This is a genomic window from Cyclobacteriaceae bacterium, from assembly GCA_030584025.1.
Lineage (GTDB): Bacteria > Bacteroidota > Bacteroidia > Cytophagales > Cyclobacteriaceae > UBA2336.
The window spans coordinates 3087450-3099626 of record CP129487.1; the positions used below are offsets into that span (position 1 = coordinate 3087450).

At 43.5% G+C, this 12177-nt stretch carries 10 protein-coding genes; 7 read left to right on the forward strand and 3 right to left on the reverse strand.

What is annotated here, in order from left to right:
- The first annotated feature begins 25 nt into the window (after positions 1 to 25).
- The 7 genes from QY309_13940 to QY309_13970 all read left to right on the forward strand — a co-directional run bounded on the left by QY309_13940 (position 26) and on the right by QY309_13970 (position 8007).
- Complete coding sequence (locus tag QY309_13940; protein ID WKZ58962.1) at positions 26 to 430, forward strand: EVE domain-containing protein; 405 nt, start codon at positions 26 to 28, stop codon at positions 428 to 430.
- Entirely contained in the window at positions 427 to 2028 is a 1602-nt protein-coding gene (locus tag QY309_13945) for a hypothetical protein (GenBank protein WKZ58963.1), read from the forward strand. The genes QY309_13940 and QY309_13945 overlap by 4 nt, the downstream gene beginning before the upstream one ends.
- Positions 1976 to 3481 (forward strand): hypothetical protein, encoded by a 1506-nt coding sequence (locus QY309_13950; protein WKZ58964.1) that lies wholly within the window; start codon positions 1976 to 1978, stop codon positions 3479 to 3481. The genes QY309_13945 and QY309_13950 overlap by 53 nt, the downstream gene beginning before the upstream one ends.
- 33 nt (positions 3482 to 3514) lie before the next feature.
- Positions 3515 to 4060, forward strand: coding sequence for a bifunctional pyr operon transcriptional regulator/uracil phosphoribosyltransferase PyrR (pyrR, locus tag QY309_13955; GenBank protein WKZ58965.1), 546 nt, complete (start codon positions 3515 to 3517; stop codon positions 4058 to 4060).
- 2 nt (positions 4061 to 4062) lie between these two features.
- On the forward strand, positions 4063 to 4989 hold the full coding sequence (locus tag QY309_13960) for an aspartate carbamoyltransferase catalytic subunit (protein ID WKZ58966.1): 927 nt from the start codon (positions 4063 to 4065) through the stop codon (positions 4987 to 4989).
- Between the two features lie 97 nt (positions 4990 to 5086).
- Entirely contained in the window at positions 5087 to 6463 is a 1377-nt protein-coding gene (locus QY309_13965) for a cystathionine beta-synthase (protein WKZ58967.1), read from the forward strand.
- Positions 6464 to 6480: 17 nt separating this feature from the next.
- Positions 6481 to 8007 carry a tetratricopeptide repeat protein gene (locus QY309_13970; GenBank protein ID WKZ58968.1) on the forward strand — a complete coding sequence of 509 codons (1527 nt, stop codon included), beginning with the start codon at positions 6481 to 6483 and terminating at the stop codon, positions 8005 to 8007.
- Positions 8008 to 8062: 55 nt separating this feature from the next.
- Here the strand turns inward: QY309_13970 and QY309_13975 are convergent, their stop codons facing one another.
- From QY309_13975 to QY309_13985, 3 genes are all read right to left on the reverse strand, one after another.
- Positions 8063 to 9274, reverse strand: coding sequence for an OmpA family protein (locus QY309_13975; GenBank protein ID WKZ58969.1), 1212 nt, complete (start codon positions 9272 to 9274; stop codon positions 8063 to 8065).
- A 93-nt stretch (positions 9275 to 9367) separates the two neighbouring features.
- Entirely contained in the window at positions 9368 to 11725 is a 2358-nt protein-coding gene (gene pbpC / locus QY309_13980) for a penicillin-binding protein 1C (protein WKZ58970.1), read from the reverse strand.
- A 13-nt stretch (positions 11726 to 11738) separates the two neighbouring features.
- Positions 11739 to 12176: a nuclear transport factor 2 family protein gene (locus tag QY309_13985; protein ID WKZ58971.1), complete on the reverse strand. Its 438-nt coding sequence runs from the start codon at positions 12174 to 12176 to the stop codon at positions 11739 to 11741.
- Position 12177: the final 1 nt, after the last annotated feature.

The window sequence follows — 12177 nt, forward strand, 5'->3', positions numbered from 1 at the left end:
TAGTAATTCAAATTTGCTATGGCTTATGAATTACTGGCTATTGAAAACTGAACCCGATACATATTCATGGAACGATCTTGTGAAAGACAAGAAAACCGTTTGGGATGGCGTTAAGAATTTTCAGGCACGCAAAAACATGAAGGCCATGAAAGTTGGCGACTGGGTGTTTATTTACCACACAGGAGCAGAGAAGGCTGCGGTGGGCATTGCGGAAGTGAAAAAAGAAGCCTATGCCGACCCAAAAGATAAAGAATGGCTGGTTGTTGAACTGGTGCCTAAAAAAGCACTGAAACGTGGCGTATCGTTAGCAGAGGTAAAAGCTGATAAAAAATTAGCCGACATGGCCCTCGTTAAATATGCCCGGCTTTCCGTTCAGCCGGTTAAAAAAGAAGAATTTGATCGCATACTTGAATTGAGTGAACAGAAATGAAAAAAGGCTTCGCAGGCATACTCGTACTATTTCTTTTCCAATCGCTTGCTTTTGGCCAGGATGAACGCGACCCATTGATCCTGCAAACTGCACGATTTGAAAAGGAACACAAGTTTTCCGATGACGACTTTACCATCATCTCGCTAAAAGAAGATGGTATTGCCCTTATCCGTAGCGACAACAAATACAAAGGCGGTAACCGCAGCTGGGAATTAATTATTCTCGACAATGAACTTAAAGAACGCCACAGCCTCGTTCTGGAGGTTGATCAACGCAAAAGCCTGATTGGCTATGAGCAAACTCCCGGATACCTGTACCTGTTGTACAAGCCAGGCGATAACCTGAAAGTTACACTGGATTTAATTGCTGTTCGATTGAGTGATGCCGCTATTGAACGTTATGAAATAGAGACAGAACTTACGTTACAACTAACGCATTTTATAAAAGTAGCCGACAACATCATCGTTGGGGGTTATGTGAATACCGAACCAACAGTTTTGCTGTATAGCATGACCGAAAACAACACGCGTGTTTTACCCGGGTTCTTTCAAAAGCAAACCGAATTGGTTGATCTGAGGCCTAATCAAAATCAAACATTCAATGTTATTTTGGTCGACCGTAGTGATCGTGGACAACGAAAACTTGTTTTCAAAACATTTGATGCTACCGGTAAGGAATTGCTGGAGGACTCCTCGCCCATTGAAGAAGACTACTTTTTACAAACCGGCATAGCAAGCTCCCTTATTCGGGAAGATATGATGGTGCTGGGCACATGGGGGAACCGAAATTCCAAACAATCGCTTGGCTTTTATGCGCTTTCGGTTGACCCGTTTAAAGAACAAAAATTACGGGTCACTGCATTCGGGCAACTCAATGAATACCTGAGTTACCAAACCGAAAAGCGTGCGGCAAAAATTAAAGAGCGTACGGAAGCCTTACTCAAACAAAACAGGTTACCGGATTTCACCAACTATGTAATGCCGTATAAAATTGAAGAGCAACCGAACGGCTTCATTCTATTTGCTGAAACCTATAATCCCAGCAACACCATAAACCGATACCCCGCCAACTCGCCCTACGCATTTACGCCCTATCCTTATTACTCACCCTTTTGGGGATATTATCCCGGTACATACAACCGCATGTACAATCCGTACTATTACGGTTATGGCAATAACATGCGCACCAATAACGATGAAATAAAAGCGGTACAGTCGGTTGTAATGGCTTTTAATAGTGAAGGAAAAGTGGTTTGGGATTATAGCCTCAAGCTGGAGGATATGCGCTCCGGCACACTTGAACAAATTGCCGATTGCTATGTTGATAAGGACGAAATCTACATCCTGTACAAAAAGGAATCTGACCTGATTGGAAAAATCATTACTTTGGAAAGTGGTGACATTGAAGAAATCAAAGAAACAATCCAGATCCTTGCAGAGGGAGATGAGATTCGTTCAGAAAACAAATCCATAGGATATGTCAGGCATTGGTATGGCAAGCATTTCTTTGTTTGGGGGCAACATGCTGTGGCCAATAAAGCAAAACGTGCGGCCGGAAATCGCCAGGTTTTCTACATCAATAAAATTTCTATCCCTTAAGTTTTTTCTACTGCTTTCTCTTTCGGGTAATGCACAACTTACCTTTAAAGAACGCATTGAAATCCCCCTCATAAAAGGGGCAAGTGACTACGAGGTGTTACCCTGTTCCACCGCAGGGCTGATTTTATACCGAGGCAGAGATGGAGCTTCACCCGCCCTGGAGCTTATACACCTGGATACCGCCTTTCAACAGAAATGGTTCGGTTCAATTACGTTGGATCCCAAATATCAATTATCAAAACAAGCCGTAGTAAAGGGCAATGTCTATTTTCTTCTTACAAACAAAACCTATGCAGACATCCATTTCCAGATGATTGAGGTAAACCTGGCCTCTGGAAATTTTAGCAGGTATACCATTCGCAATTACATACCGTTTCGTGTTACAGAGTTTGAAGTGACTCCTGCAGGAACATTGGTGGGTGGCTATTTTGGTGGAAGGATACCAGTGGTTTTGTTTTTCGACTTTCAAACCCTTAAAAGCAAAATCTTGCCCGGCCTTTTTAATGAACAAGGAGAACTGGTTCAGATGGAAAGTGAAGCCTCAGGAGAATTCTCCGTTTTAATAAATGCAAAAAATATACAGCGGCAACGCACCCTGTGGATCAAACGGTACACCGCTACCGGAGACCTGCTCCAAAACGAAATCTTACAACCTGAAGAGAACAGTAGCTTGTTGTTTGGAAGAGCACTCACTTTAGGTAACGACCAGTTGATAGCCGGTGTTTATGGACAGCGGAATTCCGAATATTCACGTGGCATCTTTTTAGCCCAACTTAACGGTGATGAAACCTCAGCACCCCTCTATTTTCCTTTTGCCGACCTGGAGAACTTTTTCAAGTTTATGAAGGCTAAGCGGGAATTGCGTGTGAAAGAGCGAATCCAGCGAAAAAAAATTAAAGGAAAAAAAATCCGCTTTCAATATCGCTTTCTGGTTCACGAATTTGTGGAGTACAACAATGAATATATTCTGTTGGGAGAAGCCTTTTATCCAAAATACCGCAGCATTGACCGGGGTGTTTATGGAATAGGCTCCACTCAGTCAAGCATGATCTTTGACGGTTATCAGTACACCCACGCGGTTATACTTGGCTTTAATAAACAAGGAAAACTTTTATGGGATAACAGCTTTGAAATCAATGATGTAAAAACATTTACACTCGAACAATTTGTTAAAATGGACCTACAGGGTGATAAAATTGTACTCCTTTACTTATTCGATAATAAAATCCGCTCGAAAATTATCCAGGACAATACCGTACTTGAGGGTAAGTCTTTCCGCCAGTTGGGAACAGGATTGGAAAACGCTGCACCATTGGAAGATCAAAAAATAGCCCGGCTGGAGTATTGGTATAACGGACACTTCCTGGCCTCGGGTATTCAGTACTTCGGCAGAAACACCCCCGGCAGACACACCAGACAAATTTTCTTTGTGAATAAAATCAGGTTCGAATAAAGACAAGGAAAGCCGTATATTTGTACCCGGCTTATGCAGAAGAAACTCATTCTCGATTCGGACCTGCTGGATATAACCTTAAGCCGTCTTTGCCAGCAACTCATTGAAAATCATGGTGATTTTGAAAACAGCGTAATTCTTGGGCTTCAGCCAAGAGGCGTTTTTTTGGCTGAAATCATCCACAAAAAACTCCAGAAATTAACAAAAAAAGAGGTGCCTTTGGGCTACCTCGATGCCACCTTTCACCGCGATGATTTTCGAAGACGTGAAATCCCTGCAAAAGCAAGTGAGGTTCGGATTCCGTTTATCATAGAAGACAAAAAAGTGATTCTGGTTGATGATGTGCTCTTTACTGGCCGAACCGTAAGAGCCGCGTTGGATGCCATGATCGCCTTTGGAAGACCCGCCCGTGTTGAACTGTTGGTTCTGATTGACAGACGTCACACACGCGACTTACCAATTGCACCAGACTATGTAGGCAAAACTGTAAATACATTGGCATCGCAAAAAGTTTTGGTAGAACTGGAAGCGCAAGGTCATGAACAAAATAAAATCTGGCTGATTAATAATAAAGATTGAGCATGTCGAAGCTGAGTAAAAAACATCTTCTAGGAATAAAAGACATCACCACTCAGGACATTCAACTTATTTTTGAAACAGCCGATACATTCAAAGATGTTTTGAATCGTCCCATCAAGAAAGTTCCTTCCTTGCGCGACATTACTATCGCCAACATCTTTTTTGAAAACTCAACCCGCACACGACTTTCTTTCGAGCTTGCTGAAAAAAGGCTTTCGGCTGATGTGGTGAATTTCTCAGCCTCCACCAGCTCGGTAAAAAAAGGCGAAACCTTGTTGGATACCGTCAACAATATTCTCGCAATGAAAGTGGATATGGTGGTGATGCGACACGCAAGCCCCGGTGCCCCGCATTACCTCGCAAGACACATCAAGGCAAACATTGTTAATGCCGGAGATGGAACACACGAACACCCCACGCAAGCCTTGCTGGATGCTTACTCCATCCGCGAAAAATTAGGAGACGTTTCCGGTAAAAAAATCGCCATCATTGGCGATATACTACACTCACGCGTAGCCCTATCCAACATTTTCGCGCTTCAAAAACTTGGCGCTAAAGTGATGGTGTGCGGACCACCAACGTTGTTGCCTAAATTCATTTCTCACACCGGAGTGTTGGTAGAAACCGATGTTAAAAAAGCATTAGCCTGGTGCGATGTTGCCAATGTACTGCGTATTCAATTAGAGCGTCAACAGATAAAATATTTTCCTTCCCTGCGCGAATACTCGCTCTACTATGGCATCAATAAAAAGATGCTGGATGCACTGAAAAAGCCAATTGTGTTGATGCACCCCGGCCCAATAAATCGGGGCGTGGAATTAAGCAGCGATGCAGCCGACTCACATCACGCTGTAATACTCGATCAGGTAGAAAATGGCGTAGCGATACGAATGGCCGTACTTTATTTGCTTGCGGGCAGCGCCAACTAATCATTTATTTTGCGATTTGCTGTTTTTCCTACATCACCGGCCCGTTCGGGCGGTTTTTAGTAACTTTGCGCACTCGAAATTAAAATCCTCCTGATTCATGCATTATCACAACTCCATTATTGAAACCATTGGAAATACCCCACTTATTAAACTGAATAAGGTATTTAAGGGAATTCCAGGTACCGTGTTGGCAAAAGTTGAATATTTCAATCCTGGAAATTCAACCAAAGATCGCATGGCGATAAAGATGGTTGAGGATGCTGAAAAGGCTGGCATTTTAAAACCAGGAGGAACCATTATTGAAGGTACTTCCGGAAACACCGGTATGGGATTGGCGCTTGCCGCGGTAGCCAAAGGTTACCGTTGCATCTTTACTATGGCTGATAAACAATCGCAGGAGAAGATTAATATTTTGAAGGCAGTAGGCGCAGAGGTTATTGTGTGCCCGACAAACGTTGCCCCGGACGATCCTCGCTCCTACTATTCGATCGCCCGAAAACTCAACAAAGAAATTCCAAATTCATTCTATCCAAATCAATACGATAATCCATCTAACGCCCAGGCACATTACGAAACTACCGGCCCAGAAATCTGGAAACAGACGGATGGAAAAATAACACACTACGTGGCTACGGTTGGCACTGGTGGATCCATGTGCGGTACGGCTAAATTTTTGAAGGAGCAGAACAGCAACGTAGTGAGTGTCGGTATAGATACCTACGGATCAGTATTTAAAAAATACAAAGAGACAGGAATTTTTGACGAGAATGAAATTTACCCTTACCTGACAGAAGGTTTCGGAGAAGATATTCTACCCAAGAACGTTAACTTCGATGTGATTGATCTCTTCATCAAGGTTACCGATAAAGATGGCGCTTTAATGACACGCAGACTTGCGCGTGAAGAAGGACTGTTCATTGGATGGTCGAGTGGCTCGGCCGTACACGGTGCATTGGAGTATGCCCGTACTAACCTGAAGAAAGATGATGTTATGGTTATTCTTCTTCCTGACCATGGCACCCGCTACCTGGCAAAGGTGTACAACGATCAGTGGATGAAAGACCACGGTTTTCTGGAAACAAAATCATTCAGTACAAAAGCCAAAGATATTATTGCTGTACGCAATGGTCACGATGGACTTGTTACGGTTGAGCCGAAAGCACGGGTAAGTGATGTGATTTTATTGCTTAACCGCGAAGGAATTGATCAGATTCCCGTTACTGAAAACGATCAGTTTGTTGGCAGCGTAAGTTCATCTACCCTGCTTGAAAAAATGATTGAGGATCCGCAACTGCGGGAAAAAACAGTTGGTGAGGTAATGGATAAACCCATGTTATTCGTTGCCCCTGACAGCACGTTGGATGTCCTTTCTTCCCTGCTAAACCGGGAAAATAAGGCCGTATTGATTCGTGATGAAACACAAAAAGTGCACATCATAACACAGCACGATTTGTTACGCGCGATGACCAGTTAATTATCAACTGGCTTGTGATGGGAAGAAGGGTATCTCCTTTTATTGTTTTTGTTGGTCTAATCATTACGCTGAGGCTTGCTGCGCAAACGCCTTTGCCAGATAGCCTGCAACGCTTTGCGCAGTTGCCCAAAGATTCAGTGTATGTTAACACACTGAACGAATTGGCTACTGCCTCGCTCCGTAACAATCCTATTGCATCCCGAAAAATTGCACAACATGTTTCTGAAATAGCCCAGCAAATAGACTATACCAAAGGTTTTGCGCGTGCACTCACAATTGTAGGTAACTCCTACTGGTACGAAGGCGTGTTTGAACTGGCTCAAAGCTATTACCTGCAGGCTGCACGGGAATACCAAACCATCGGAGATAGTATCGGGCTTGGGCAGACCTACAACAACATTGGCGAAGTTTATAAGCGACTGGAAAATCCGGATAAAGCCTTGGAGTTTTTAGTAAAATCTGCTGAATTAAAGAAGCGGGATGCTGCCACACGAGCCATTACGCTGTATAATATCGGAGAGCAGTACCTAATGGTTGGTGATTTAAAAGCCGCCAATGAGTATTACGAAAACTCGATTTCGCAAGCCATCCGCGATAATAATAAACGGGTAATTGCCTACAACTACATGGGCTTTGGATTGATTAGCCAGAAACAAAACAAACTGGAGAACGCATTGGATTACTTTACCCGTGCAGAAAAAATGCTCTCAGAAATTGGGGAAATCAGGATATTGATACAGGTCTATCACCACCAGGCAGACACCTACAAAATGCTAAAACTGTTTGAAAAAGCAGACCGATGCCTCACGTTTGCCAACGAAATGGCCTTGTTTGTAAAAGCGACTGATTTGTTGGTAACTAACTATCAAAAGAAATCGCAATTGGATTCACTTCGTGGCAATTATACCGGAGCGCTTGAAAATTTATACAAGCACAATCAGTTAAAAGACAGCGTATACAACCTGACTAAGACAGAACAGATTGCCCGCATGCAAATGGTCTATCAAAACGAAGTACAGGAAGAAGAAAACCGTAAGCTTCGATCGGAAAAAGCCCTGCGCGATGCCCAACTCAAACAACAAAAGCAAATCATCATTGTCATTAGTCTCGGGCTTATACTGGCTGGGGTAATGACCTGGGTACTACTTGTGCAGAGAAGAAAGATTCTTTCTGTGAACGCATTGCTGAAAAGTAAGTCAGAGGAAATTCATAGTCAGAAAATTGCCATTGAGCTTCAGGCTACGGCCCTGATCAAACTCAATGAAGAACTTCAGCAACTGAACAAAACACTTGAAGATCGTATTGAAGAATGCACACAACAACTCACTGTACAAAATCAAAAACTCACCGAGTACACGTTTGTAAATGCGCATAAGCTTCGCGCCCCGGTATCCAGCATTCTTGGTCTAATTAACCTGATGGATCAGGCCAATGAGTCAGAAAAGCAGGTAATTATGAATCATCTTAAAACCTGCAGTGAACAACTCGATCAGATTACACGGCAAATCAGCCGTACGCTTGAAAGTGGGATTATTGAAAATTAATCAAACAAAAAAGCCCCGCTTCTTAGTGAGGCCTTTCTGAAATCTCAATACAGGATTAGTTTTCTAAAATTTCTATTTCAACGCGAACATTATTCTGAGCCTGTGTATGAAGCTTATCTACAAGAGGACGTTTCCCTCCCCAGGCTTTTATTTGCATGCGTGACGCATCAATACCATTTGCAACAAGATAATCGCGGATAATTTCTGCGCGAACTTCTGAAAGTTTCTTAGCAGAACCAAAACCATCTTTTGTATCGGTTAAACTGAAGAAGTTGTCCGATTTTTCATCTTTCGAAATAATTTTACCTGATGCATTTCCATTGGTATGTCCATGAATGCGTATCTTATAGTTTGGATTCTCCTTCAACATATCCAGCAAGCTGTTTACTTCCCAACGGGATTCAGGACGCATTACTGCGGCATCTTTAAAAAAGTAAACGTTATACATGACAGCAATATCACCTTTTTGTAAACGAACCAACTCAAACGGAACGACATACTTATCTTCTTCAAAAGTGATAGTTTCCTCCTGCGGATCGTTGAAGCTCACATTTTTCTGAACCTTACGGTAACCAAACACTTCACACAACAGAGAGATGTTGCCGGATGAAGTTCCTGGCGAGGAGACTTGAACCGCCTTGTTGCCCTCGTAGGTACCTAATTTTCTTGAACGTTCAACGTCAATCACATCTACGTTACCTTCCAATTGGGAACTGTTATCGGCCCGGTAAATTTTAAAAAAGAAATTCTTCTGCTTATCATCATTTGCAGGCAGCGGCTTCTCCACTTCCGCTTCTTCCTCAACCATTTCCTCAACTTTTTCAGTTGCTACGACTGGTTCTTCAGTAATATTCGCTTGCATGGCGGGCGAATCGGTAGGTTTAACAGACTCAATGGCCTCTTCCGTTACCGGATTAATGTCGCTACCTTTTACTATACCCCTATCGCTACCCAAAGGACCGCTATATACCCAGGTATCATTGTACGGAGAGTTTGCCTGCAAGCGCAACGCCTCTGCAATCGCCTCCTGACGATCCTTGGTTTTAAGGATGTAAACATAGTAGAGATTTCGGTTGGGGTTAATCTCATACGTTACCTTGAATTCGGAAGAAGCCTTTGACGAAAATTTCACTGCGTTCTTTTTGAATTCAAATGCACCAATCACAACATAGTTGGGGTACTGCGGGTCTGGTAATTGACCTGGGGCTTTAAAAGCTGATTGGAAAATCAGAAGCCCGACTAAACCAAAAAAATAGCACTTTTTCATTAGTGACAGGGTTTATTAACAGCTACAAAGGTAGCTACATATCAAATATAGAATTAAATATATATGTTTAAAACATTACATATCAGATATTTATCATTTTGATACTACTTCAAACCGGCTCTCCAAGAGAAGGCCGGAGTCATCCACCAGGGTTAAAATATGCTGTCCTTCGCCCGGATTTACAGGAAATCGGTGATTTTTAGTGGTATTTCCAAGGTATTCCCCATCCAGGTGCCAGTATACAACCGAAGCGGAATTTCGGTGGGCGAGCTCAAAAACGGCATTTCCAGGCTCTCCGTCAAGGTCGCGGGGAATGAAGATTCGGGCTTCCGCCTTTGGATATAGCAATTCCATGGGCTGCAAACTTACTTCATCGCCACAGCCTGGCTTCAGCGCAGGGAGGGCTTTATAGGATACGTTTTTCGGCTTGAAATAGTGCTCCTGAACAGGAGGCAATACAAACCAGTTCAGGCTAATCATTTCGCTGGGAGGAACGCAACCTGAGTACACGCGGTGCTTTAAATCATGGGTAAGGTGCACACGTTTATGATACGTACAGGCCCGTGCCTCAAGGCCTTTAGGGGTAACCCAAACCGTATCGGGCTGCTCACAAAATTCTCCCAGACGCAAGCCACTGGTTGAACAAACCGCTACTTGTTCCATTTCTAATAAGGGTTCTTGAAACCAGGCATTGCCTGGCAGCAAGGAAAAAATATCAAACATGATCGGAGCAGCTGCCTCTGTTCCGGTAAGTCCCGGCCTGCCTTCACCATCGGCATTGCCTACCCAAATGCCCACGGCATATTGTGGTGTAATGCCCACGGCCCAACCATCGCGATGGCCAAAGCTTGTACCGGTTTTCCAGGCTATCTTTTTCGAACTGTAAAAATTTCGCCAACCGGTTTCCTCACCAGGTCGGTAAACTTCCTTTAATACATCAAGTGTGTGATAAATAGCTGAAGCTGTGAATACAGACGATGGCGCCAAGGCATTTTCAGAATTTTTCTGCTTTCTTCGAGTTAGGTAATTAGGCCCATGATAATCTTCATCGGAATACCGAAGCGATTGCGAACGCATGAAATATCTATTCAACACCCTCGCCATGGAGGCATACATGCCGGTAATGTCCCACAATTTTCCTTCAGCGCCTCCCAAAATAAGTGATAACCCATAGTGGTCAGGATGTTGGTAAAGGGAAGTCATACCCGTTCGTTTCAACAGAGTATGAAATTTTTCATATCGGTAGTCGCGCAGCATGTGCACAGCCGGAACATTTAAGGAACGGATTAACGCCTGATCTGCCGGAACTGCACCATCAAATTCACGCTTGAAATTTTTGGGAGCAAACCCGTTAATAACCAGCGGAACGTCAGGCAACAGCGTGTGTCGAAGAATTTTTCCTTCATCCAGCATAGCCGCGTACAGAAAGGGTTTCAGAATACTTCCTGTACTTCGTGGAGCGTTGATCACATCCACTTCTTCACTGTGATAGCCCGACTCTTCCACCGCTGTATTTCCCACATAAGCAAGAACATCACCGGTCTCAACATCCAACACCAATGCAGCTGCATTGTAAATTTGATTTCCAACCAAATGTTTGTGATGATCCTGAATAATTTGTTCAACCCTTCTTTGAATACCGGAGTGCAAGGTTGAACGCACACGTGTTTGCGCCCGCCCATCACGTGTTATGCGTTGCAACAAATGCCGGGCATACCGAGGTAAGGGGGCAGATTGATCAGGAATCACTTCTGACTTGGCAAGCTCACAGGTAACGTCATCAATCAATCCGGCTTGTTGAAGCTTATCCAACAAAGCGTTTCGCTTGGCAAGAAGTTTTTCCCGGTTCTTTCCAGGGTGGATCAACGCAGGGGCATTAGGCAATACAGCCAACATGGCGGCTTCACCCCATGAAAGTTCATGTACATCACGACCAAAGTATCGCCAGCAGGCAGCTTCCAAACCAACTACGTTTCCGCCATAAGGTGCATGCGAGGCATACAAGGTCAGAATTTCGTCTTTAGAATATCGAAGTTCCAGTCGCGTAGCCAGAATAACTTCATACAACTTTTCGAAATAGGTTCGCTTTTTTCCTTTACGGGATAATCGGATTACTTGCATGGAAATGGTACTGCCTCCACTAATAACCTTTCCAGCGTTTATATTTTGTCTGATGGCACGTGCCATGGCTCGCACATCAACACCCCAGTGTTTCTTGAAGCGCTTATCTTCAAAATGAATAATAGCTTGAACAAACTTATCCGGAACGGTATCGAGCTGGGGGAACCGCCATTGCCCATCAGTAGCAATAGTGGCAGCCATCAACTCTCCTTCCTGATCTTCTAATACAGTTGAGCATGGATCATCAAACAAAGTTTCCGACAAAGCGAAATAATATGCTATACCTGAAATCAGTAAAACAACTAGCCCGATCCAACTTCTCCTGCTCATTCCCCTCATTTCTTCATAGCATACGATTAGCATGACGGGAAACAAGAACCCATCTCTTGCCCTCCTTCACATAAACTTCTGTGTACGATAACGGAAGATCAAATTCTTTATCTTCTCTTGATCCTTGAAACCTTCCGGTACCCGTAACAATGGCTGTGTTGCCATATAGCCTCACCTGTATTGCCTCAACATCTATCTGCTTATAAACAAGTTTGCCCGACTGTATATCATCAAAAACCTCAACTTTCGATTGTGTCCATCCATTTGAATGAATATACATCAATCGATCATCCAACAACAGATCAAGCGAATCGCGTTGCTTCTCTATCAGCCATACAAACTTTTGCTTCGAAAGATTGAGTATGTATCGTTCAGTTTTCGACTGCGCCAATACAGAATCTGAAATCAGGACAGTCAATAACACGAGAATACCATTTCTAACGTTTCGCATA

Coding starts and splice junctions, on each gene's coding strand:
- QY309_13940 (WKZ58962.1), top strand. CDS start 26: ATGAATTACTGGCTATTGAAAACTGAACCCGATACATATTCATGGAAC.
- QY309_13945 (WKZ58963.1), top strand. CDS start 427: ATGAAAAAAGGCTTCGCAGGCATACTCGTACTATTTCTTTTCCAATCG.
- pyrR (WKZ58965.1), top strand. CDS start 3,515: ATGCAGAAGAAACTCATTCTCGATTCGGACCTGCTGGATATAACCTTA.
- QY309_13960 (WKZ58966.1), top strand. CDS start 4,063: ATGTCGAAGCTGAGTAAAAAACATCTTCTAGGAATAAAAGACATCACC.
- QY309_13965 (WKZ58967.1), top strand. CDS start 5,087: ATGCATTATCACAACTCCATTATTGAAACCATTGGAAATACCCCACTT.
- QY309_13970 (WKZ58968.1), top strand. CDS start 6,481: ATGGGAAGAAGGGTATCTCCTTTTATTGTTTTTGTTGGTCTAATCATT.
- QY309_13975 (WKZ58969.1), bottom strand. CDS start 9,274: ATGAAAAAGTGCTATTTTTTTGGTTTAGTCGGGCTTCTGATTTTCCAA.
- pbpC (WKZ58970.1), bottom strand. CDS start 11,725: ATGAGCAGGAGAAGTTGGATCGGGCTAGTTGTTTTACTGATTTCAGGT.
- QY309_13985 (WKZ58971.1), bottom strand. CDS start 12,176: ATGCGAAACGTTAGAAATGGTATTCTCGTGTTATTGACTGTCCTGATT.